The organism is Amycolatopsis orientalis DSM 40040 = KCTC 9412 (assembly GCF_000478275.1).
Taxonomy (GTDB): Bacteria; Actinomycetota; Actinomycetes; order Mycobacteriales; family Pseudonocardiaceae; genus Amycolatopsis; species Amycolatopsis orientalis.
In genome coordinates, this window is sequence record NZ_ASJB01000015.1 from 150,462 (window position 1) to 173,415 (window position 22,954).

21 protein-coding genes are annotated in these 22,954 nt (G+C 69.4%); 8 read left to right on the forward strand and 13 right to left on the reverse strand.

Annotated elements, in window-relative coordinates; all coding sequences use genetic code 11:
• Nucleotides 1-3: 3 nt before the first annotated feature.
• The 3 genes from L324_RS03105 to L324_RS03115 form a co-directional block, all read right to left on the reverse strand.
• The gene (locus tag L324_RS03105) at nt 4-678 is read right to left on the reverse strand and encodes a phosphonatase-like hydrolase (protein WP_037303928.1); all 675 of its coding nucleotides are present in this window, start codon (nt 676-678) and stop codon (nt 4-6) included.
• Nucleotides 672-1,784 carry a TIGR03364 family FAD-dependent oxidoreductase gene (locus L324_RS03110; protein WP_037303929.1) on the reverse strand — a complete coding sequence of 371 codons (1,113 nt, stop codon included), beginning with the start codon at nt 1,782-1,784 and terminating at the stop codon, nt 672-674. The genes L324_RS03105 and L324_RS03110 overlap by 7 nt, the downstream gene beginning before the upstream one ends.
• Before the next feature lie 186 nt (nt 1,785-1,970).
• Nucleotides 1,971-2,747 (reverse strand): GntR family transcriptional regulator, encoded by a 777-nt coding sequence (locus tag L324_RS03115; RefSeq protein WP_037303930.1) that lies wholly within the window; start codon nt 2,745-2,747, stop codon nt 1,971-1,973.
• A gap of 72 nt (nt 2,748-2,819) precedes the next feature.
• Between L324_RS03115 and L324_RS03120 the strand changes: the two genes are divergently transcribed.
• Complete coding sequence (locus L324_RS03120) at nt 2,820-4,073, forward strand: APC family permease (protein WP_037303931.1); 1,254 nt, start codon at nt 2,820-2,822, stop codon at nt 4,071-4,073.
• Between the two features lie 124 nt (nt 4,074-4,197).
• On the forward strand, nt 4,198-5,004 hold the full coding sequence (locus L324_RS03125; RefSeq protein ID WP_037303932.1) for a S1 family peptidase: 807 nt from the start codon (nt 4,198-4,200) through the stop codon (nt 5,002-5,004).
• Between the two features lie 72 nt (nt 5,005-5,076).
• Here L324_RS03125 and L324_RS03130 read toward each other — a convergent pair whose 3' ends face one another.
• Both L324_RS03130 and L324_RS03135 read right to left on the reverse strand, forming a co-directional pair.
• The gene (locus L324_RS03130) at nt 5,077-6,183 is read right to left on the reverse strand and encodes an NAD(P)H-dependent flavin oxidoreductase (RefSeq protein WP_037303934.1); all 1,107 of its coding nucleotides are present in this window, start codon (nt 6,181-6,183) and stop codon (nt 5,077-5,079) included.
• A gap of 184 nt (nt 6,184-6,367) precedes the next feature.
• Nucleotides 6,368-7,984, reverse strand: coding sequence for an acyl-CoA synthetase (locus tag L324_RS03135; RefSeq protein WP_177342621.1), 1,617 nt, complete (start codon nt 7,982-7,984; stop codon nt 6,368-6,370).
• A 79-nt stretch (nt 7,985-8,063) separates the two neighbouring features.
• Here L324_RS03135 and L324_RS03140 point away from each other — a divergent pair, with 79 nt between their 5' ends.
• Nucleotides 8,064-8,852, forward strand: a complete 789-nt coding sequence (locus L324_RS03140) for a crotonase/enoyl-CoA hydratase family protein (protein WP_037304441.1) — start codon at nt 8,064-8,066, stop codon at nt 8,850-8,852.
• A 90-nt stretch (nt 8,853-8,942) separates the two neighbouring features.
• Here L324_RS03140 and L324_RS03145 read toward each other — a convergent pair whose 3' ends face one another.
• Nucleotides 8,943-10,502 (reverse strand): acyl-CoA synthetase, encoded by a 1,560-nt coding sequence (locus L324_RS03145; protein WP_037303938.1) that lies wholly within the window; start codon nt 10,500-10,502, stop codon nt 8,943-8,945.
• Nucleotides 10,503-10,555: 53 nt separating this feature from the next.
• Between L324_RS03145 and L324_RS03150 the strand changes: the two genes are divergently transcribed.
• The 3 genes from L324_RS03150 to L324_RS03160 are packed head-to-tail and all read left to right on the forward strand — an operon-like array spanning nt 10,556 to nt 13,808.
• Nucleotides 10,556-11,584, forward strand: coding sequence for a Zn-ribbon domain-containing OB-fold protein (locus tag L324_RS03150; RefSeq protein ID WP_051173595.1), 1,029 nt, complete (start codon nt 10,556-10,558; stop codon nt 11,582-11,584).
• Between the two features lie 8 nt (nt 11,585-11,592).
• Nucleotides 11,593-12,648 (forward strand): thiolase family protein, encoded by a 1,056-nt coding sequence (locus tag L324_RS03155; RefSeq protein WP_037303940.1) that lies wholly within the window; start codon nt 11,593-11,595, stop codon nt 12,646-12,648.
• Entirely contained in the window at nt 12,645-13,808 is a 1,164-nt protein-coding gene (locus tag L324_RS03160) for a thiolase family protein (protein ID WP_037303941.1), read from the forward strand. The genes L324_RS03155 and L324_RS03160 overlap by 4 nt, the downstream gene beginning before the upstream one ends.
• Nucleotides 13,809-13,826: 18 nt before the next feature.
• On the opposite strand, the gene L324_RS03165 is transcribed toward L324_RS03160, so the two are convergent.
• From L324_RS03165 to L324_RS03175, 3 genes are all read right to left on the reverse strand, one after another.
• Nucleotides 13,827-14,849, reverse strand: coding sequence for a YhjD/YihY/BrkB family envelope integrity protein (locus L324_RS03165; protein WP_037303942.1), 1,023 nt, complete (start codon nt 14,847-14,849; stop codon nt 13,827-13,829).
• Between the two features lie 47 nt (nt 14,850-14,896).
• Nucleotides 14,897-15,685 carry a transglutaminase-like domain-containing protein gene (locus L324_RS03170; RefSeq protein ID WP_037303943.1) on the reverse strand — a complete coding sequence of 263 codons (789 nt, stop codon included), beginning with the start codon at nt 15,683-15,685 and terminating at the stop codon, nt 14,897-14,899.
• 75 nt (nt 15,686-15,760) lie between these two features.
• Nucleotides 15,761-16,987: a cytochrome P450 gene (locus L324_RS03175; RefSeq protein WP_037303945.1), complete on the reverse strand. Its 1,227-nt coding sequence runs from the start codon at nt 16,985-16,987 to the stop codon at nt 15,761-15,763.
• Between the two features lie 243 nt (nt 16,988-17,230).
• Between L324_RS03175 and L324_RS03180 the strand changes: the two genes are divergently transcribed.
• Nucleotides 17,231-18,394, forward strand: a complete 1,164-nt coding sequence (locus L324_RS03180) for a steroid 3-ketoacyl-CoA thiolase (protein WP_037303948.1) — start codon at nt 17,231-17,233, stop codon at nt 18,392-18,394.
• A 96-nt stretch (nt 18,395-18,490) separates the two neighbouring features.
• On the opposite strand, the gene L324_RS03185 is transcribed toward L324_RS03180, so the two are convergent.
• A complete protein-coding gene (locus L324_RS03185) occupies nt 18,491-18,976 on the reverse strand; it encodes a pyridoxamine 5'-phosphate oxidase family protein (protein ID WP_037304442.1) in 486 nt (161 codons plus the stop codon).
• 40 nt (nt 18,977-19,016) lie between these two features.
• Nucleotides 19,017-19,862, reverse strand: coding sequence for an SCO6745 family protein (locus L324_RS03190; protein ID WP_037303949.1), 846 nt, complete (start codon nt 19,860-19,862; stop codon nt 19,017-19,019).
• Between the two features lie 65 nt (nt 19,863-19,927).
• Here L324_RS03190 and L324_RS03195 point away from each other — a divergent pair, with 65 nt between their 5' ends.
• Nucleotides 19,928-20,803, forward strand: a complete 876-nt coding sequence (locus L324_RS03195) for a GNAT family N-acetyltransferase (protein WP_037304443.1) — start codon at nt 19,928-19,930, stop codon at nt 20,801-20,803.
• Nucleotides 20,804-21,187: 384 nt separating this feature from the next.
• Here the strand turns inward: L324_RS03195 and L324_RS03200 are convergent, their stop codons facing one another.
• Nucleotides 21,188-22,093 carry an SDR family oxidoreductase gene (locus L324_RS03200; protein ID WP_037303951.1) on the reverse strand — a complete coding sequence of 302 codons (906 nt, stop codon included), beginning with the start codon at nt 22,091-22,093 and terminating at the stop codon, nt 21,188-21,190.
• Nucleotides 22,090-22,884, reverse strand: a complete 795-nt coding sequence (locus L324_RS03205) for an SDR family oxidoreductase (protein WP_037303953.1) — start codon at nt 22,882-22,884, stop codon at nt 22,090-22,092. Before L324_RS03205 ends, L324_RS03200 begins: the two co-directional genes overlap by 4 nt.
• Nucleotides 22,885-22,954 lie beyond the last annotated feature (70 nt).

The following is a 22,954-nucleotide window of genomic DNA, read 5'->3' on the forward strand; positions in this document are numbered from 1 at the left end:
CTTTTAGGACAGCAGGTCGGGGAGATCGCGGACGGATTCGAGGACGTGGGTGGCACCGGCGGCTTCCAGTTCCGGCCTCTTCGCCGATCCCGTGAGCACTCCGGCGACGAGCGAGGCGCCGGAGCGCAAGCCGGTCTGGACGTCCGACGGGGTGTCACCGGCGACGGCGATCCGGCGGACGTCGGTGATCTCGAGCCGCAGGGCGGCGGCGAGGACGAGGTCGGGGAACGGGCGGCCCCGGACGCCCTCCTCCGGCGCCAGCACGGCGTCGGCGAGACCGTGCCAGCCCAGTGCGTCCAGGATCGCGTTCTGCGTGGCCGCGGCGAAACCGGTGGTGAGCGCGACCTTCACCCCGCGAGCGCGCAGCTCCTGGATCGTCGCCTCGGCGCCGGGGACCGGCTCGCAATGGCCGTCGGCGACGAGTTTCCCGTAGGAGTCCTGGAAGGCGGTGTTCGCCAGCCGGGCGCGTTCCTCGTCTCCGTCGAGCAGGGCGCGGAAGACGACGATCTTGGACTGGCCCATGGTTTCGACCACGTAGTCGAGCATGCCGGGGAAGCGACTGTCCTCTTCGGACACACCGGCGGTGGCGATCGCCTCGGTGAAGGCGCGGATCACCAGGCCGTCGTCGGCGACGGTGGTACCCGCCATGTCCAGGACGACGAGTTCGGTCTTCACCATGACAGCTCCTCCGCGGTGTCTTCGGCGATGGCGGGGGAACAGGTCATCCCCCGGCCGCCCGGTCCGGTGACGAGCCACGCGTTGTCCGCGACGCGGGCGCGGTGGACGATCCGGGAGGTGTCGGTGGTCTGGGCGTAGACCCCGGCCCAGCGGCGGACGATCCGCGGGAGCGGCCGTCCGAGCAGTGCCCCGGCGACTTCGGCCAGGTGGTCGTAGGGGTCTTCGGTGGTGTCGAAGGAGAACGGCTCGTCGTACTCGTGGGTGTCGCCGATGGTGAGCGAGCCGTCGAGGCGCTGGACCATGAGGAGCTGCATGGCGTTGGCCGCGGCGATCTCGCCCTGCGGCTGGCGGGCGTTGAGGCCGTCGAGCGCCTCGCCGCGATACGCCGGGTAGTAGCGGAAGCTGTCGGCGTCGGCGACTGTGGTGGTGAGGGTCTCCCCGAGCGGTTCGGTCTGCGCCATCTGCAGCCGGACCCGGCGGATCGGGGTCGGCCCGGCGAGTTCCTTGACCAGCCCACCCGTCCGGGCGCCGGTGCACAGGACGACGACGTCGCCTTCGTGGGTCTCACCGGTGTCGTCGACGACGCCGCGGGTGGTCAGGTCGCGGATCTCGCGGCCGGGCAGCCAGGTGTAGCGGCCGGATTTCGCCAGCTCGGCACGCAGGGCGGGCTGGGCGACGCGCGGTTCGACGGCGGCGTCACGGTCGCACCAGAGCGCGCCGAAAATGTCGCCGCGCAGGGCCGGATTCAGCTCGCGGGTCTCGGCCGCGTCGAGCAGTTTGAAGCCGCGGTCCTCCGTGGTCGCGGCGGCGGCGCGGGCGACGGCGAGTTCGGCGTCCGTGCGGACGACGGTGAGCGAGCCGTTCGGCCGGAAGCCGATCCCGGGGACACGTTCGCCGATGCGCTCCCACAGCACCCTGGCCCGCGCGGCGGTCTCCAGTTCGGGGCCGGTGGCGCGGCCGCCGACCCAGACCAGCCCGAAGTTGCGCACGGAGGCGCCCCGGGCTTCGGGCTCGCGTTCGATCTGGACGACGTCGTGGCCGCGTTCGACGGCCTGCCAGGCGTGCTGAGTGCCGAGCACTCCGCCGCCGATGATGAGGATTCGCACCCCGCAGACGCTCGCTGGCCCGCACCAACGCCTCGTGACCCTGACCCTAACCCCAGGTGAAGTACCCCCGAAATGTGGACCAGACCTGTTATCTTTGCGTTATATTACCCCTGCGTTTCGTCCTCTGAATGCGGTCGTTGAATGCGCAAATACCGCATCGAGAGGACTGAACGCGTGGAGGTCGGGTTACTCCACGCGGCCGAGGCGGGTCTCGAAGGACAGCCGGTCACCGCGGAAGAGCGACCGGACGCGTTCGAAGGGGATCCCGTCGGGCCCCCACGACGTCCGGTGCATCAACAGCATCGGCAGTGCCGGATTCGTCCCGATCAACAGCGCCTCGCGGGGCGTGGCGAGCACGGTCTCGACTCGCTCCTCGGCGCCGTCGAAGACCACGCCGAGCCTTTCCCGCAAACACGCGTAGAGCGACTGTGTGGGATCGAACACATCCATGAGGGTCGGGAAACGCGCGGCGGTGAGATACGTCGATTCCAGTCCGACCCGCTCATCGTCGGCCAGGAGCACCCGCTCGATGTGGATGACGTCGTCGTCGGGATCGATTTCCAGTTCCGAACCCAGCGACGGACCGGCTTCCCGGCGTTCCAATGAGATCAAATTCCGGCCGGGCTCAATCCCCTGCCTCCTGAGTCCTTCGGTGTAACTCACCAAGGCGAGCGGCTGGACGAGCTTGGGGCCCGCGACATAGGTGCCGCTTCCCTGCCGCCTGCTGAGACGGCCTTCGAGCACGAGTTCACCGACGGCCTGGCGGACCGTCGCGCGAGAAACCTCAAAACGTTCGGAAAGTTCCCTCTCGGTGGGAAGTACGGCACCTTCACCCAATTCCGAGATCACATCGAGCAGTTCGACTTTGACCGCGTAATAGCGGGGAACGCGACCGTGTTCGGGAATACCGTCCCGAACCGGGCCGTCTGAGGACGGATGGACTCTCGGTGAACGTGTACGCACTGTCCAGATCCTAGGCCGAATTCACCTGGCCTGTACTGACCCGAACGAAGTGTTCATGCCACGCTCACACTCGTGGACGAACAGAACTCGCTCGCCCGGCGGCTCGGCACCCGCGACGCCGTCTTCATCGGCCTCGGATCCATGATCGGGGCGGGGGTTTTCGTCGCCTTCGCCCCCGCCGCGCGCGCCGCGGGAGCCTGGCTCCCGGCCGGACTGGCCCTCGCCGCCATCGTCGCGTACTGCAACGCGACCTCCTCCGCGCGGTTGGCCGCGCTCTATCCGTCGTCCGGCGGAACCTACGTCTACGGACGTGAACGGCTCGGCGAGTTCTGGGGGCATCTGGCCGGCTGGGGGTTCGTGGTCGGCAAGACCGCCAGTTGCGCGGCGATGGCGCTGACCGTCGTCACCTACGCCGCCCCCGGACTCGGCCAGCCGTGGCGGGGCCTGTTCGCGGTCGGCGTCGTCGCGACCCTGACCGGGCTCAACTACCGCGGCGTCCAGCGCTCCGCGTTCGCGACCCGGCTGATCGTGTCCATCACGCTGACGATCCTGACACTGGCGGCGGTGGCGATGCTCTTCGGCGGCGGTCTCGCGGCGGGGGCATCGGGCCCGGCGGTCACCCCCGGCGTCGGCGGTGTCCTCGAGGCCGCCGGCCTGCTGTTCTTCGCGTTCGCCGGGTATGCCCGGATCGCGACACTGGGCGAGGAGGTCCGTGATCCCGCCCGCACCATCCCCCGCGCCGTGCCGATCGCGCTCGGGCTGGCGCTCGCCGTCTACGCCGTCCTGGCCTTCGTCCTGCTGTACCGGCTCGGACCGGATCTGCTCGGCCACAGCCCGGACCCGATCGCGGAAGGCGTCGCGAGGTCGTCCTGGTCCTGGCTCACCCCCGCGATCCGGGTGGGTGCCGCACTCGCCGCGCTGGGTTCGCTGCTCGCGCTCGTGCTGGGGGTCTCGCGGACCACGCTGGCGATGGCGCGCGACGGGCATCTCCCCCGCTACCTGACCGCGGTGCATCCTCGCTTCGGCGTCCCGCACCGGGCCGAGCTCACCGTCGGCGTCGTCGTCGCCCTGCTCGCGAGCACCGTCGACCTGCGCGGCGCGATCGGCTTTTCGTCGTTCGCGGTGCTGGCGTACTACGCCATCGCGAACGCCAGCGCGCTGACCCTGCGGCCGGGGTCGCGGGCGATCGCCGTCGTGGGGCTGCTCGGCTGCCTGGTACTCGCGTTCAGTCTTCCGGCGGTTTCGGTGCTCACCGGTTCCGGAGTACTGGCGTTAGGCGCTCTGGGCTACGCCATTCGTCGGCGCTTCGCGGCGAACGTCCGTTAATCACCATCATCGGCCCAAAGATCCGAAGAAAGTCGGTTGTCCCGGCGTCCGCCCACCTGCTGTAGTCAGATGGCCGCAGTCAGTCTCCCTGCCTCCACTGTGGACAGCCGGAAGGAATGAACCCTTGGACATCAAGCGTCGGTTCAGCCTGCTCAAAAAGACCCTGATCGCCGTCGCGGCGGCCGGAACCCTGGCGGCCCTCGCCACGGCCCCGCCCGCCGCGGCCGCGCAGCCGCCGTCCACCGACGTGGTCGGTGGAACCCGAGCCGCCCAGGGTGAATTCCCTTGGATGGTAAGGCTTTCCATGGGCTGCGGTGGTGCGCTTTACACCTCTCAGATCGTGCTGACCGCCGCGCACTGTGTGTCGCGCACCGGCGCCAACACGACCATCACCGCCACCCTCGGTGTCGTCGACCTGCAGAGCACCGCGGCCAAGAAGGTCAAGTCGACCTACGTGTACCGGTCGCCGACCTACCCCACCTCCACCGGTGGTGACTGGGCCCTGATCAAGCTCGCGAGCCCGGTCAGCGGGATCCCGACGCTGCCGATCGCCGGCACGACGGCCTACAACAACGGCACGTTCACCGTCGCCGGCTGGGGTGCCGCGACCGAGGGCGGGGCGCAGCAGCGCTACCTGCTCAAGGCCACGGTCCCGTTCGTCTCCGACGCGACCTGCAAGGCGCAGGGCGGCAGCTACGCCGACCTGATCGACAGCGCCGAGATCTGCGCGGGCAACATCAACTCCGGCGGCGTCGACACCTGCCAGGGTGACTCGGGCGGCCCGATGTTCCGTCGCGACAGCGCCGGAGCCTGGATCCAGGTCGGCATCGTCAGCTGGGGCGAAGGGTGCGCGCGGGCGCACGCTCCCGGCGTCTACACCGAGGTGAGCACCTTCGCGACCGCCATCAAGAACGCGGCCGCCGGTCTCTAGCTTCCTCGCACGGCATGTCATAAGGGGTCCCCATAGGACAATTCTCGTCCTATGGGGACCCCTTATGACACTTCAGCGGGTTTTGTCCAAACGCGACAGTGTTTCCTCGTACCCCGAAACGAGTTCCGCGATCACGTCGGCGACCGGCCGCACCCGGTCCATCCGCCCGACGATCTGTCCCACCGGCATCGACACCACGCTCGGATCCGCCGCGTGATGGATCCGGTTGTGCGCGTGGGAAACCAGCAGGTTCTGCAGTGGCATCGGCAGCGGTTCGGGCGCGTCGGGCGAGGCCCACGCCTCGGTCCACCGCGTCTTGAGCAGCCGCGCCGGTTTGCCGGTGTAGATCCGCGTCCGGACGGTGTCGGACGAACCCGCCGCGACCAGTGCCCGTTGCATCGCCTCGGAGTCCCCCATGGTCTGGAGGTATTCCTCGGTGGCGAGCCAGAACGAGCCCATCCACACCCCGGACGCGCCCAGCGCGAGCGCGGCCGCGACCTGCCGCCCAGAGCCGATCCCGCCCGCGGCGAGCACCGGCACCCGGTCACCGACCGCGTCGACGACCTCGGGCAGCAGGACCATCGACGCGATCTCGCCGGTGTGCCCGCCCGCCTCATAGCCTTGCGCCACAACGATGTCCACGCCGTTGTCGACGTGCCGGACGGCGTGTTCGGCCTTGCCCGCCAGCGCGGCGACCGGCACACCCTTCGCGTGGCACTGCTCGATGACGTCCACCGGCGGTGAACCGAGGGCGTTGGCGATCAGGCGGATCGGGTGTTTCAGCGCGACCTCGACATGCGACCGCGCGACCGAATGCAGCCAGCCCAGCACCCCGGCGCGTTCGTCGGTGTCGTCCGGCAACGGCGGCACGGCGAGGTCACGCAGGGTCCGCTCCACGAAGTCGCGATGCTCCTGCGGGATGAGCTTCGCGAGGTCGACCGACGTTCCCTCGGCCGGGATCTTGGCGGGCATCACGATGTCGACGCCGTACGGTTTGCCGCCGGTGTTCTCGTCCATCCAGGACAGGACGGCGTCGAGTTCGGCGGCGTCGTTGAACCGCACACAGCCCAGCACGCCCAGCCCGCCCGCCCGGCTGATCGCCGCGGCGACGTGTTCGGACGGGGTGAACCCGACGATCGGCAGGTCGATCCCGAGCCGGTCACACAGAGACGTGCGCATGAAACTCCTTAGTGCCTGTTGGTGAACCCGCGTCCGCGATCGACGTCGGCAGGGCGCGGCCCGCCATGCACCTCACCGAGATGAGGAGGGCGCCCTGCCACCGCGATAGCGGGGCCTTCGGCCGAGGCGGGTTCACGCTTTCGGTCGCTTTTCGAGTTACGTCTTCAGCTCCGCCCACTGGCTCTTACGCGGGCTGGATGCTGATGGGCTCGTGCTCTGAGGCGTAGCGCTGAGCCCAGGGGTAGTCCGGTTTCCCGCTGGGGGAACGCCCGATCTCTTCGGCGAGCCAGAGGGTGCGCGGCACCTTGTACCCGGCGATCTCGGTCCGCACATGGGCTTCGAGCGCGGCGAAGTCCAGTTCCCGGCCGGACCTCGGCTGGATCACCGCGGCCACCCGCTGGCCGAGCCGGTCGTCGGGGATGCCGATGACGAGCGCGTCGAAGACGTCCGGATGTGACTTCAGGGCACCCTCGACTTCCTCCGGGTACACCTTTTCGCCGCCGGTGTTCACACACTGCGAGCCCCGGCCGAGCAGGGTCACCGTGCCGTCTTCCTCGTAGCGCGCGTAGTCACCCGGAACGACGTACCGCTTGCCGTCGACCTCGATGAAGATCTTCTCGGTCTTGGCGGGATCCTTGTAGTAGCCGAGGGGGACGTGACCGCGGCGCGCGATCAACCCGATCGCGCCGGGCTTCGGGTCGACGAGCCCGCCGTCGTCGTCCACCAGGATCGCGTCCTTGCCGAAGCTGACCCGGGGACCGGCGGAATGATCGGAATCCTTGCTGACCATGCCGATACCGGTGAACCCGCTTTCGGAGGAGCCGATCGCGTCGGTGATCACCACGTTCGGGAGCATCGCCAGGAATTCCTGCTTCACCGACTGGGAGAACAGGGCGGCGTGGCTCGACACCGCGACGATCGACGACGCGTCGTAGTCGCCCTCGCGGTAGGCGTCGATCAGCGGCCGCGCCATCGCGTCGCCGACGATGGTGAGCACCTGGACCTTGTTGTCCTGCACGGCTTTCCAGATCTCGTGCGCGTCGAACCGCGGCACGAACACGACCGGGCTGCCGGTGAACAGCGCGCCGAAGGCGGCCCACTGCGCGGCGCCGTGGATCAGGGGCGCGGCCGGGAGCCGGACCAGGCTGCCCGACTTGCCCTGTTCGGCGAGCGTCCATTCGTCCGGGACGTACTCGCCGGTGACGAAGTTGATGCCGCCGCCGAGCGCGCGCCAGATGTCCTCGTGACGCCACAGGACGCCCTTCGGATACCCGGTGGTCCCGCCGGTGTAGAGGATGTAGATGTCGTCGGCGCTGCGCTCGGCGAAGTCGCGCTCGGGTGAGCCTTCGGCGAGCGCGGCCTCGTAGTCCACGCCGCCGTAGGACGAATAGTCGCCGTCACTCCCGTCGTCGACAACGACAACGTGTTTCAGTTTCGGCGTTTCCGGCAGGACGGCCGCGACCTTGTCCGAGTAGCCGCGCTCGTGGATCAGCGCCACGAGGTCGGCGTTGTCGAACAGGTACCGCAGCTCGCCGTGGACGTAGCGGTAGTTGACGTTGATCGCGATCGCGCGCAGCTTGTACGCGGCGATCATCGATTCCAGGGCTTCGATCGAGTTCCGGGAATAGACACCGATGTGGGCTCCAGCTCCCACGCCGTGTGCGGCGAGATGGTGCGCCAGCCGGTTGGCGCGCTCTTCCAGTTCGGCGAAGGTGACCCGCCGATCGCCACAGACGACCGCGATGCGCTCCGGCACGGCGTCGACGGCGTGCTCGAGTAGATCCGCGATGTTGAGTGCCACTCCCTCAAAGTAGAACATGTTATCGTTCTGGGCAATGGTGGCTGTTACAGGGAAATCGATGGGGTCAGTGGAGGCTCTGGTGGGCGAACCGCACGCGCTGGTCGAGAAGATCGGCCACACCCTCGTGGTCACGATGAACCGGCCGGAGGCCCGCAACGCGCTCAGCGGCGAGATGCTCGGGATCATGGTCGAGGCGTGGAACCGTGTCGACTCCGACGACGACATCCGGTGCTGCGTGCTCACCGGCGCCGGCGGCGCGTTCTGCGCGGGCGCGGACCTGAAGTCGATGTCGAAGAACTCGCCGAGTGACTCGTTCGAGAAGGGCACGTTCGACCCCAGCCGGATCGAAGGCCTGCTCAAGGGACGACGGCTGACGAAGCCGTTGATCGCGGCCGTCGAAGGCGCGGCGATCGCGGGCGGGACGGAGATCCTGCAGGGGACGGATCTGCGTGTCGCGGGCGAGAGCGCGAGGTTCGGCGTGTCCGAGGCGCGGTGGAGCCTGTTCCCGATGGGCGGTTCGGCCGTCCGGCTCCCCCGCCAGATCCCGTACACCGTCGCCGCCGACCTGCTGCTGACCGGACGGCATATCACCGCGGCCGAGGCGCTGGAAATCGGCCTGATCGGCCACGTCGTCCCGGACGGGAAGGCGCTCGACAAGGCCATGGAACTGGCCGGGCTGATCGCCGCGAACGGGCCGCTCGCGGTCCGCGCGATCCTCAAGACGATGCGTGACACCGAGGGCATGCACGAGGAGGAGGCCTTCAAGCTCGACGCCCAGTACGGCATCGAGGTCTTCGCGAGCGAAGACGCGAAGGAAGGCCCCCGCGCCTTCGCCGAGAAGCGCAAGCCCGTCTTCCGGGGCCGCTGACCCCCGCCACCCTCGCCCCCTCATGCATTTAGTCCTCTGGATGCGGTGGTTGCGTGCGCAACTACCGCATCCAGAGGACTAAATGCGGGGTCAGGGGACGCGGTGACCGGCCCAGTACGGGTCGCGCAGCTTGCGCTTGTAGAGCTTCCCGTTGGGGTCGCGCGGCAGTTCGGGCAGGTAGTCGACCGAACGCGGGAGTTTGAACTTCGCCAGCCGGGACGCCGCGTACTCGAGGATCTCCGCGGTCAGCTCGTCGGACGGCTCGACACCGTCGGCGGGCTGTACGACGGCCTTGATCGCCTCACCCCAGTCCTCATGCGGGACGCCGAACACGGCGACGTCGGCGATCTTCGGGTGCATCACCAGTTCGCCTTCGATCTCCGCCGGATAGATGTTGACCCCGCCGGAAATGATCAGATCGGCCTTGCGGTCGTGCAGGAAGAGGTACCCGTCCTCGTCGAGATGGCCGACGTCGCCGAGGGTGAACAGGTCCCCGACCCGCGCCTTGTCGGTCTTAGCCCGGTCTTTGTGATACTCGAACTTCGAGTCGCCCATCTTCATGTAGACGGTCCCGGTCTCGCCGGCGGGCAGTTCCCTGCCCTCGTCGTCGAGGATCTTGATCGTCGAACCCGGCCACGGCAGCCCCACCGAACCCGGTTTCTTGAGCCATTCCTCCCCCGAGATCGCCGTGCCGCCGCCCTCGGTGGCCGCGTAGTACTCGGTGACGACCGGCCCCCACCAGTCGAGCATCCGGCGTTTGACCTCGAGCGGACAGGGCGCGGCGCCGTGGATCATCACGCGCAGCGAACTCAGGTCGTAGGCCGCCCGGACGTCGTCCGGCAGCGCGAGCAGGCGCCGGAACTGCGTCGGCACCATATGGCTGTGCGTGACGCGGTGCCGCTCGATCAGCCGCAGCATCTCCTCGGCGTCCCAGCGGTCCATCAGCACCGCGGTATGCCCCAGCTGCAGGGAGATCGCGACGAAGTTGAGCACGGCCGTGTGATACAGCGGCGATCCGCACAGATGCACGTGATCGTCGTGCGGCGCCAGTCCGAAGATCCCGAAGAACCACGTCGACGCGCCAGGGACTTCGTCGGGATCGGCGCCGCTCAAGGGACGACGGACACCCTTGGGCCGCCCGGTGGTCCCGGACGTGTAGAGCATCGGCGAGCCGGCCGTGCGCCGCTCCGGGCGGCCGTCGCCTTCGCCAGAGCCGAGTTCCTCGATCCGGCGGAAGCCCTCGACGTCGCCGACGGCGAACCGTCCCCGCTCCGGGATCCCCGCCTCGTCGGCGGCCGCGATCGCGACGTCGGCGAACCGTTCGTGCGCGAGGAACGCCTTGGCGCCGCTGTCGGAAAGGATGTAGGCGACCTCCGGCCCGACCAGATGCCAGTTGACCACCACGATGTACAGACCGGACTGGATGGCGGCGAAGTAGGCGGCCACGAGTTCGTCGCCGTTGGGCTGCAGGACGACGACCACGTCCCCGGCCTCGAGCCCGAGCGCCTGCAGGCCCCGGGCGTACGCGTTCGCCTTCGCGGCGAGCTCTCCGTAGCCGATCGAACGGCCGTCCGGATCGACGAGCGCTACCCGCTCCGGCTCCTGCGCGGCGATATTCCAGACCCCAAGTGTCCCCGTGGCTGTCGACATACGCGCAAATCTAGAACGCGTTTCACTCAAGGGCAACCGTCAGGGAGGCCCAGATGGCCGATCTTGCCGAGAAATCGAGAACGTGTTTCACTCAAGTCGTGAGTGCACCAGAACTCCCGCTGTCGGCCCCGCTCAACGTGGGCTTCGACTACACGCGTTCAGTCGGCCCGGTACTCGGCCGGTTCGTCAACGCCCTGCGCGAGCGCCGCGTCGAAGGCGTCCGGGGCAGCGACGGCCGCGTCCACGTGCCGCCACTGGAATACGACCCCGTGACCGCCGAGGCGCTGTCCGAGTTCGTGCCGGTCGCCGACGAGGGCGAGATCGTGTCCTGGTCCTGGATCGCCGAACCGCTCGACGGCCAGCCCCTGTCGCGGCCGTTCGCGTGGGCGCTGATCCGGCTCGACGGCGCCGACACCGCGATCCTGCACGCTGTCGACGCCGGCTCCCCCGAAGGAGTCCACACCGGGCAACGGGTGCGGATCCGCTGGGCGGACGAGACGGTCGGGCACATCCGCGACATCGCCTACTTCGTCCCCGCCGACGGACCCGACACCGAACTCACCGAGACGCCTCCCCCGATCGCGAAACGCGAGGAGGGCGCGCCGGTCAGCGTGGTGATCACGCCGATCCACCTGCGTTACGAGCATTCCGCGTCACCGGAGGAGAGCCGGTACCTGCGCGGGCTCGCCGAAGGGAAGCTGATCGGCCAGCGTTGCCCGTCGTGCGACAAGGTCTACATCCCGCCGCGCGGCGCCTGCCCCACCGACGGCGTGCCGACCACCGACGAGGTCGAACTCCCCGACACCGGCATCGTCACCACGTTCTGCATCGTGAACGTGCCGTTCCTCGGCCAGCGGATCAAACCGCCCTACGTGGCGGCGTACATCCTGCTCGACGGCGCGGACATCGCGTTCCTGCACCTGGTCCTCGGCTGCGACGCCGCCGACGTCCGGATGGGCATGCGCGTGCGCGCCGCCTGGAAACCGGCCGACGAATGGTGGACGTCGCTGGAGAACATCGGCCATTTCGAGCCGACCGGCGAGCCGGACGCGCCCTACGAATCCTTCGCCCACCATCTGTGAGGACCACAGTGCCAGATGTCGCCGTAGTGGGTTTCGCCCAGGCCCCCAACGTCCGCCGCACCCAGGGCACCACCAATGGCGTGGAAATGCTGGTGCCGATCTTCGCCGAGGTACTCGCCGGAACCGGTCTATCCAAAGAGGACATCGGATTCTGGTGCTCGGGCTCCTCGGACTACCTCGCCGGCCGCGCGTTCTCCTTCATCGCCGCTGTCGACGCCATCGGCGCCTTCCCGCCCATCCACGAGTCGCACGTCGAGATGGACGCCGCCTGGGCGCTCTACGAAGCGTGGCTGAAGATCCGGATGGGCGAGGTCGAAACGGCGCTCGTCTACGGTTTCGGCAAGTCTTCGGCCGGGCAGCTCCGGCGCGTGCTCGCGCTGCAGATGGACCCCTACGTCGTCGCGCCGCTGTGGCCGGACTCGGTGAGTGTCGCCGGGATCCAGGCCAGACTCGGCCTCGAAGCCGGGCTGTGGTCCGAAAAGGACCTCGCCGAGGTCGCCGCGCGCAGCCGTGCCGACGCCGCCGCGAATCCCGCCGCGCAGTTCTCCGGGACGGCCGAGGTCGCCGAACTCCTCGACACCCCCTACTTCGCGGATCCCTTGCGGGCACACGACATCGCCCCGGTCACCGACGGCGCGGCCGTCATCGTGCTCGCTTCGGCCGAGCGGGCGGCGGACCTCGCCGACAGCCCGGCGGTGATCACCGGGATCGAGCACCGGGTCGACTCCCCCGCGCTCGGCGTACGGGACCTCACCCGGTCACCGTCCACAGTGGCCGCCGCCCGGGCGCTCGACCTCGACGGCGTCGAACTGGCCGAACTGCACGCGCCGTTCACCCACCAGGAACTGATCCTGCGCGACGCGCTGGGCCTGGACGAGCGGGTGCGGATCAACCCCTCGGGCGGCGTGCTGACCGGCAATCCGATGTTCTCCGCCGGGCTGGCCCGCATCGGCGAGGCGGCGAACCGCATCCTCGACGGCAGCGCGCGCAAGACCCTCGCCCACGCGACCAGCGGCCCCGTCCTGCAGCAGAACCTGGTCGCGACCTTGGAGGTCCTCTCGTGAAGCACCTCGCGGCCGTACTGGGAACCGGCCAGACGCACCACAAGGCCAAGCGCACCGACGTGTCGATGCCCGGGCTGCTCCGGGAAGCGATCGACCGGGCGATGCTCGACGCCGGGACCGGCTGGGACGACATCGACGCCGTCGTCCTCGGCAAGGCGCCGGATCTGTTCGAGGGCGTGATGATGCCCGAACTGTTCCTCGCCGACGCGCTCGGCGCGACCGGGAAACCCTTGCTGCGCGTGCACACCGCGGGTTCGGTCGGCGGGTCGACCGCGCTCGTGGCGACGTCGCTGGTGCAGGCCGGGGTACACCAGCGGGTACTGACGGTCGCCTTCGAGAAACAGTCCGAATCGAACGCGATGTGGGGACTGTCGATCCTTCCGCCGTTCCAGATGCCGGTGGGCGCCGGGGCGGGCGGGTACTTCGCGCCGCACGTGCGCTCCTACATCCGGCGGTCCGGCGCGCCCGACCATGTCGGCGCGATCGTCGCGGCCAAGGACCGGCGTAACGGGGCCCTGAATCCCTATGCCCACCTGCGGCAGTCCGACATCACGGTGGAATCGGTGCGGGCTTCGCAGATGCTGTGGGATCCGATCCGTTACGACGAGACCTGCCCGTCCTCGGACGGCGCCTGCGCGATGGTGATCGGTGACGAGGCCGCCGGCGACGCGGTTCCCGGTGGCGCGGCGTGGATCCACGCGACCGCGATGCGGACCGAGCCGACGACGTTCGCCGGTCGCGACCAGGTCAACCCGCGGGCGGGCCGCGACGCCGCCGCCGCGTTGTGGCGGGCGGCGGGGATCACCGATCCACTGTCCGAAGTGGACACCGCCGAGATCTACGTGCCCTTCTCGTGGTTCGAGCCGATGTGGCTGGAGAACCTCGGGTTCACTGACGAGGGTCAAGGCTGGAAGCTCACCGAGGCGGGCGAGACCGCGCTCGGCGGGCGGCTGCCGGTCAACCCCTCCGGCGGGGTGCTGTCGTCGAACCCGATCGGCGCGTCCGGGATGCTCCGGTTCTCCGAGGCGGCCAAACAGGTGATGGGGCGGGCCGGGGACTACCAGGTCGACGGCGCGCGCGTCGCGCTCGGGCACGCGTACGGCGGCGGTTCGCAGTTCTTCTCGATGTGGGTGGTGGGCTCGGCGAAGCCGGGCTCTTGAGCCCCGCCGCGCGCGGAGTCAGGAGCGGCGGCGCGGGCGGAGACGTTGTGCGACGAGGGTGGCGACCACCCCGGTCACCGCACCGACGAGCATCGGTTTGAGCCCGTGCCGATCGGGCGGCGCCACCACGGGCCGGACCACCACGGGAGGCGGTGGGCGGACCGGCTCCGGGGGCGCGTCGCGCGCGGTCGCCGTCCACGCCGTGACGAACACCAGCATCCTGGCGACCAGCGAGATGAAGAAGATGAGACCGATGATGGAGCCGAACGCGACCCCCGTCGGCGAATTGCCGATCAAGCGCAGGTAGATCCCACCGGCCTGTTTCAGCAGTTCGAAGCCGAGTGCCAGGGCGACCGCGCCGCGCATCGCGCTGCGGACCCCGACCGGTTTCCGCGGCAGCCGGGTGAGCACCCAGAGGAACACGAGCCAGTTGGCCAGCAACGCGAGCGGGATCGAGATCGCCGAAAGGACGTTGTGTCCCCATGCGGTGTCGTCGACCCCGGCCAGTCCCAGTAGGTAGCGGCCGAGCGCGGAGCCGGAAATGGTGATGGCGAAGGACACCAGTAGCGCTGACGCGAGGCCGAGCAGCGCGAGCAGGTCCGCGGCGATGGTGCGCAGCAGCGGGAGATCCGACCGGTTCTGGCCCCACAGCGCGGTGAGGGCGTCCCGCAGCGCGTTCATCCAGTTCCAGCCGGAGTAGAGCCCGATCACCAGACCGATGACCCCGACGCTGGTGCGTTGCTCCACGAATCCGGTGAGCAGTTCCCCCGCCTTGTCGCCGAGGCCGCCGGGCAGCGTGCCGGTGATCGCGTTCAGCATCGACTCGATCACCTGCGGCTGGCTCGCCAGCACGAAGCCGGCCACCGACGCCGCGACCATGAGGATGGGCACCAGCGAGAACAGGCTGAAATACGTGATCGAGGCGACGTAGTGGTAACCGCCGTACTCGATGTAGCGGTTCACCGCCCGCGCCACGTGGTCCAGCCAGCGGTAGCGGGCGCGCAGCCGCTGCCATTTCGTCGGTGCCTGCTTCTCCCTCACACGGACTGTCTACCTCAGTGAGGTCACAGCTCGTGGGCAACACGCGATCACGCGAGCGCGATCAGCTCCGAACCGTCATCCTCGGGCAGCGAAGGACCCGCGGTCGCCAGGACGGTGTTGCCGAGAAAGTCCAGCTCACAGCCGAGGGTGGAGAGGAACGCGGTGTCGGCGGCGTCCCGTCCGGTCGCGATCCGGCTCAGGCTCTGCCTCGGCGCGAGTCCGGTGGCGTCGAACACGTACCAGTGGCCGTCGATCGCGGCCTCGAACACGGCGTGGAAGTCCATTGGGGACAGTCCCGGCGCGTAGACCGCGGTGAACCGGGCGGGGATGTCGAGCACGCGGCACAGTGAGATGCAGACGTGCGCGTAGTCGCGGCAAACCCCTTCACCGGCGAGATAGGTGTCGACGGCGTCGTCGGTCGGCGAACCGGAACCGACCACATAGGACAGATGCTCGCCCGCGTGCCGGACGATCGCCTCGACCTTGGCACGTGCGTCGGGCAGGTCGCCGAAGCGCGACAGCGCGAGCCCGCCCATCCGGTCCGAGGGGCAGTACCGGCTCGGCCGGGTGTAGCGGATGAGGTCCTCCATGCCGACGGGCTCGGCCGCGGCGGGGCCGAAGGCGCGTGCGGCCCGGTACCGCACGACATGCTCCCCGGGCGGCAGATCGACGACCTGCGCCCGGGTCCCGTGTTCGAACGCCACCTGGCGCGGCGGCGCGGGATAGGCGAACTCCTCCTGATCGGCCCCGCCGGCGAGGGCGACCACGAACGCGGCGGGACCGGGTTTCGTGACCCGGAAGGACATTTCGACGTCGACCTGCACGTGGGGACCCATGACCCCATGGTGCCCCACCGCGCCGGTCCGGGCCGATCAGGCCGTCCGGTCAGGCTGTGTTGTCAGGCCGTGTTGTCAGGCATAGCGCACTTGGTAGTGCTTGATCCCGTTGAGCCAGCTCGACCGGAGCCGGTCGGGCGGGGCAGCTTCGCTGATGTCCGGCATGACGTCGGCGATGGCGTTGAAGATCAGGTCGATCTCCAGCCGGGCGAGGTTCGCGCCGATGCAGTAGTGCGAGCCCGTGCCGCCGAACCCGACGTGCGGGTTGTCCTCGCGGAGGATGTCGAACTTCTCCGGCTCGTCGAAGTGGTCCGGGTCGAAGTTCGCGGAGCTGTAGAACATGCCGACCCGGTCGCCCTTGCGGATGTGCTGCCCGCCGAGTTCGGTGTCGCGGGTCGCGGTGCGCTGGAAGGCGACCACGGGGGTGGCCCAGCGGACGATCTCGTCCGGCGCGGTCTTCGGCCGTTCCTTCTTGTACAGCTCCCACTGGTCGGGGTGGTCGAGGAACGCCTTCATGCCGTGGGTGATCGCGTTGCGCGTCGTCTCGTTGCCCGCGACGGCCAGCAGGATGACGAAGAAACCGAATTCGTCCGAGGCCAGCGATTCACCGTCGACGTCGGCCTGGACCAGCTTCGTGACGATGTCGTCCATCGGGCATTTGCGCCGTTCTTCGGCCATGTTCCAGGCGTAGCCGACGATCTCCGCGGACGCGGCGAGCGGTTCGACCTCGTACTCGGGATCGTCGTAGGCGACCATCTGGTTGGACCAGTCGAAGACCTTGAGGCGGTCTTCCTGCGGGATGCCGATCAGTTCGGCGATGGCCTGCAACGGAAGTTCGCAGGCGACGTCGGCGACGAAGTCCCCGCTACCCTTTTTCTTGGCCTCGCTGACGATCCGCTCCGCACGGTCGCGCAGGGTGTCCTCGAGTTTCGCGATCGACCTCGGCGTGAAGCCCTTCGAGACGATCCGGCGCAGTTTCGTGTGCTGCGGGGCGTCCATGTTGAGGAGGACGAGCCGGTTGGCTTCGAGACTGTCGTCGGTCATGTTCTCGTCGAAGCGGATGATCGCGGTCTTCTCCCGGGAGGAGAACAGCTCGCTGTCCCTCGACACCGCCTTGACGTCGTCGAGCCGGCTGACCACCCAGTAGCCGTCGTCGCGGAAGCCCGCGGTGTTGTGCGGCTGCGGGTTCCACCAGACCGGTGCCGTGCGGCGGAGTTCGGCGAACTCGGCCAGAGGCAGTCTGGTGGCGTACAGATCCGGATCGGTGAAATCGAAACCGGCGGGGATCAGGGGAGCGGCCACGGGCTACCTCCTACGCGGTTCGCCAATGAAACACGTTCTAACCCCGATTGAAGCATACGGCGTTTACCAAGTGAAGAGTTTTCAGTGAAACCCGTTAACTCACCCGAGCGGGATCATGGAATCCCAGCCAGGAGCGGTAACCGCGACCAGTGATCAAAAACGAGTCGACCCTGGGATGACTTGCTCAAATCAAGAACGTGTTCTACTTTTTCGGTAGTGAACAGTGTTATCCGGGAGGCGAACGTGGGTAGTCCGGTGATCGTCGAGGCGGTCCGCACCCCCATCGGCAAGCGCGGGGGCCACCTCGCGGGGCTGCACGCCGCCGAGATCCTCGGCGCGGCACAGCGTGCCCTGCTCGACCGCGCGGGCCTGGATCCCGCACTGGTCGAGCAGGCGATCGGCGGTGCCGTGACCCAGGCAGGCGAGCAGGCAGGCAACATCACGCGGACGGCCTGGCTGCACGCCGGGCTGCCCGAGACCACCGGCGCGACCACGATCGACGCCCAGTGCGGCTCGGCGCAGCAGGCGACGCATCTGATCGCCGGACTGATCGCGGCCGGGGCGATCGACGCCGGCGTCTCCTGCGGCGTCGAAGCGATGAGCCGGGTGCCGCTGGGCGCGAACCGCGGTGAGGGCATCGGCACGCCACGGCCCGCGTCGTGGTCGATCGACATGCCGAACCAGTATGGCGCGGCCGAACGGATCGCGCGACGGCGCGGGATCACCCGCCTCGACGTCGACCGCTTCGGGACGGCCTCGCAGGCCAAGGCCGCCGCCGCGTGGGCGGCCGGGCACTTCGATCGCGAGGTCGTCGCGGTGAAGGCACCCGTGCTCGGCGAAGACGGCTCGCCGACCGGGGAGACCCGGTTGGTGGCCCGCGACCAGGGCCTGCGCGAGACGACCGTCGAAGGGCTCGCCAAGCTCAAGCCCGTCCTCGAAGACGGCGTCCACACGGCCGGGACCTCGTCGCAGATCTCCGACGGCGCGGCCGCGCTCCTCCTGATGGACTCGGACCGGGCCAAGGCACTGGGCCTCAAACCACGGGCGCGGATCGTCTCGCAGGCGTTGGTCGGCGCGGAGCCGTACTACCACCTCGACGGCCCCGTGCAGTCGACCGAACGGGTCCTGGCCAAGGCGGGGATGACGATCGGCGACCTCGACCTCTTCGAAGTCAACGAGGCCTTCGCTTCGGTTGTGTTGTCGTGGCAGCGGGTGCACCGGCCCGACGAGGACAAGGTCAACGTGAACGGTGGCGCGATCGCCCTCGGACATCCGGTCGGCAGTACCGGCGCGCGGCTGCTGACCACGGCACTGCACGAACTCGAACGCCGCGACGCGAGCACCGCCCTGGTGACGATGTGCGCCGGTGGCGCGCTTTCCACCGGCACCATCATCGAGCGGATCTAGCGTGGGCGGACGCGACCGCCGCCGGCCCCGCACAGTACGCGGCAGGTGACCCGTCAGCGAGTGTCCCTTGTGGACATTCAGCACGCCGGTTCGCGTCTACTCCGCGGCGACCTCGACCACCGGACCGTTGTCCGGCCTCGCGAGCCGTTTGCTCCCCTGGCCCTCCTTCCAGAAGTCGAAATAGATGGTGTCGCCCTCGACCCAGGTGAGCACCGCCTCGGTGAGGTCGAGCCGGAAGACGTGTGCCTCCCCGTCGTCGCCCTGCAGGCGGGCGACCTCCGCCGGATCGGTGATCTCGACGGCCTTTCCCGACACCTTCGCGTCCGCGCCGCCCTCGTCGATCGCCGAGGCGGCGTGGATCGCGAACCTGCCGTCCCGTCGCAGGTCCTTCGCCTTCATCGCGTTGATCATCGAACCGATCAGCAGATCCTGCTCACGGAAATCGACCTCACTGCCACTGACCCTGGGCGAGCCGTCCCGCCGGACCGTCGCCAGCACATGCGATTTGGCCGCGGTGAACCGCTCCTTGATCTTCGCCGCCAGCTCGGGCGCCTCTTCACTGAACTGCTGCCACGTCGCCATGCCGCACAGCATCCCACCGGGGTCCGACAGTTTCGAGCGGTCAGGGCCGCGGCGCCCCCATCGGGTTCGGCAGCGGGATCGCGCCGGTGTCGAAGATCCGGCGGCTCAACGGGACGGCCAACCGCACCACCTCGGCCGCGCCGTCCTCGCCGAGCGCTTCGAGCGGCCCGGTGGCGAGCCGGTCGGTCTCGTCCTCGATCCGTTGGCGCAGCGCGATTCCCGAGTCGGTGAGGGCCAGATCGCCGTCGAGGACACCCCTGGCCTGGAGCCGTGCGACGCTCTCGTCCCACTCGTCGTCGGACCAGCCGCGGTTGACCTGGACGACCTCGCGGGTCACCGCCCCGCTGCCGATGTGGGTCAGCGTCGTGTCGAGCCCGCGCAGTCCGGCGGCGACGGCGGAGAGCACGTGACCGTCCCCGCGATGCTCGCGCAGCACCGTCGCCGCGAGCCAGACCCGCCCGGCCGGTCCGGCGGGACGGGCGACCGAGGACCACGCGGCGGCGAGCGGCCTCGCCGCGTGATCGCAGCCGGCGACGGCCTGTTCGAGCAGTCCGGCGAGTTCTTCCAGCGGCGCGTCGGCGGGCAGGATCCGGTCCAGGGCCGCCTCGACGGCCTCCATCCGGCTCTGGAGCACGGCGGCCGGTTCTGCGTATTTCCAGGCGTCGGGCAAAGATCGCGCGACCATCCGCGGTGCGAAGCCGAAGAGCATCGCGGTGACAGGTGGTTCCGCCAGCGGGCCGAGCGGCGCGACGCGTCCGGCGAAATAGCCCATCCACCAGCCCGGCAGGCCCACGGCCTTGGCCGCGGCCGCCGTTTCCGGGGCGAAGTAGACGACGGCGTGCAGCGGCTCGACCGCCTCCCAGAGGCGGCGCTGAAGTGACTTCACTCCTCCATCTTGGCCGCACCGAAAACCGGATGCGAGCCCGTCCGCCGTGGTGTCTGATCACGACCATGGCGATCATCGTGGAAAAGCCGGGAGCCGACGGGCTGGACGAGGCCGTGGCCGTACTGCGGGAGTGGCAGCGGGAGGGCACGGCGTGGCAGCTGCATGCGGGTGACCTGGGCTGGTTCCGGCGGTTCGGGGCCGAGGCGACGGCCGCGGCGGTCCGGATCTGGCGCCGGGACGGCCGGATCCTCGCCGTCGGCCTGCTGGACGGAGCGGACCTGCTGCGCCTGACGACCGATCCCGACGCGCGCCGGGACGAAGAGCTGGCGCGGCGGCTGGCCGAGGACGTGATCGAGCCGGAACGCGGAGTGCTGCCTGCCGGGAAGGTGTTCATCGAGGCACCGAAGGACGCGCTGATCCAGGACCTGTTGCCCGAGCGGGGCTGGTACCTCGACGAGCCGTGGACGCCGCTGCGTCTCGACCTCACCGAGCCGGTGAAGGATCCGGGCGTGCGGATCGAGGTGATCGGGCCGGACCAGGGGCAGGTGTGGGCCGCCGTGATCCGGGCGTCGTTCGACGGATCGACGTTCTCGCTGGAACGGTGGACCGCGATGGCGTCCGGATCGGCGTACGCCGACGCCCGCTGCCTGGTCGCGTACGACGACCGGGGCGACGCCGCCGCGGCGGTCGCGGTGTGGTCCGCCGGGCGGGGCAAGCCCGGGATACTCGAGCCGATGGGCGTGCACCGGGACCATCGCGGGCACGGGTACGGCAAGGCGATCAGTGTCGCCGCGGCGGGCGCGCTCCGGGAACTCGGTTCGTCGAGTGCGGCCGTGGCCACGCCGAGTTCCAACGTCGCCGCCGTCGCGACCTACAAGTCGGCGGGTTTCGAGCCGCTCCCCGAGGTCCGGGACCTCACCCGGGACGCGGAAGGCTCGTGAGCGGTAGCCAACCGTGTCTTAGGTGCCTATGCGGGCGGCGGCTTATCCAAGCCCCGGTCCGTGAAGGCCTCCTTCCCTGCCCTGAAAGTCAGGGTCTCGGCGAAGTCGGCGGGCTACCGGGTTCGACGATGTAGGAATCGGGACGGTGAGTGTCCTGATTTCCCACATCGTCGGACGGGGCACCCGGTCTCAAGCCCGTGCCGATCACGACCTGTGGACCGGCAACCGAGCGGGGAAGATTCCGGCCGTCCCACGGCCGCAATCTTCCCCGTCCCGCTCGCGACTCACCTGACCGGCGGCCAGACGACTTTGCCCGGAGCCGGTCAAGCCTCGTGAGTGGTAATGACGGTTAGAACCGTCATTACCACTCACGAGGCACGTGGGCTAGGCGCCGTAGACGGGTTCGGGGACGGGGGCATCGGCCAGCAGTTCGGCCACCACCGGGCCGAGTTCGGCCGGTGACCACCGGGATCCCTTGTCCCGCACCGTCCCATGCCGCCAGCCCTGCGCGATCGAGACGCGGCCGCCGTCGACCTCGAACACCCGGCCGGTCACCCCGGACGACTCCTCGCTGCCGAGCCAGACCACCAGCGGCGACACGTTTTCCGGGGCCATGGCGTCGAATCCGTCCACCGGCGCGGCCATGTCTTCGGCGAAGGCCTCCTCGGTCATCCTGGTCCTGGCGGCCGGGGCGATCGCGTTCACGGTGACGCCGTAACGCGCGAATTCCGTGGCGGCGACGAGGGTGAGTCCCAGGATCCCCGACTTCGCGGCCGCGTAGTTCCCCTGCCCGACACTGCCGAGCAACCCGGCGCCGGAACTGGTGTTGATCACCCGCGCCACCCGCGTCCGGCCTGCCTTCGCCTCCGCGCGCCAGTACGCGGTGGCGTGCCGCGTCGGCGCGAAATGGCCTTTGAGGTGGACACGGATGACCGCGTCCCATTCGTCCTCGCCGAGGTTGACCAGCATCCGGTCGCGCAGGAAACCGGCGTTGTTGACCAGGACGTCGAGCCCGCCGAACGCTTCGACGGCGGTTCGCACCAGCGCCTCGGCGCCCTCCCACGAAGCGACGTCCTCGGTGTTCGCGACCGCCTTCCCGCCGAGCGCCTCGATCTCGTCGACGACGTCCTGCGCGGGTCCGGCCGAACCGCCGCTGCCGTCGACCCCGGCGCCGAGGTCGTTCACCACCACTCGCGCGCCCTCGGCGGCGAACGCGAGCGCGTGCGCCCGCCCGATGCCACGACCGGCGCCGGTCACCACCACGATCCGGCCGTCGGCGATCCCGCTCACACCGGCTCCTTTCGTTCGGTTTGGGAATTCGAAGCGGCCAAGAAGGCGGGTGCCTCTCCCCCGCCGTGCACGGCCAGGCAGGCGCCGCTGACATAGGAGGCCAGCGGCGAGGCCAGGAACACCGCGCAGGAACCGATCTCGTCCGGTTCCGCCAACCGTCCTAACGGGACGGTCGCGCCCACCGCCGCGATCCCGGCCTCGTCGCCGTAATGCAGATGCGTGTGCTCCGTCCGGACCATGCCGACGTCGAGCGCGTTGACCCGCACCTTTGGCGCCCACTCCACAGCCAGTGTCGCGGTGAGGTTGTCCAGGCCCGCTTTCGCCGCACCGTAGGAAGCCGTCCCCGGCGACGGTCTCGTCCCGCTGACGCTGCTGATGTTCACGATGGCGCCGCCGGATTCCTGCCGCTGCATGATCGCGTTCGCCGCCCGAGCGACGGTCAGCGGTGCCACCAGGTTCAGCCCGATCACCTTTTCGTGGAACCGCGGCGACGCGTTCGCCACCTCGGCGTACGGGGCGCCGCCCGCGTTGTTGACGACGACGTCGAGCCTGCCGTGACGGCGGAGGATCTCCTCGAAGAGCGCGTCGACCTCGCCCGCGTCGCGGACGTCGCAGGAGATGAACGTCGACGCCCGGCCGCCGTCGCGGACCGGCCGCTCGGGTTCGGTGCGGGCACAGGTGACGACTTCGGCGCCGGCACGCAGAAAAGTCCTGGTGACACCGGCGCCGACGCCGCGTACCCCACCGGTCACCAGCACCACGGCGCCGTCGAGCCGGAGTTCGAGTGCCATGCCGGGCCTCCTTCACGATCGCTGTACCCGGGCCGGGCGTCCTGCTAACGTACCAAGCAAGTGCTAGGTT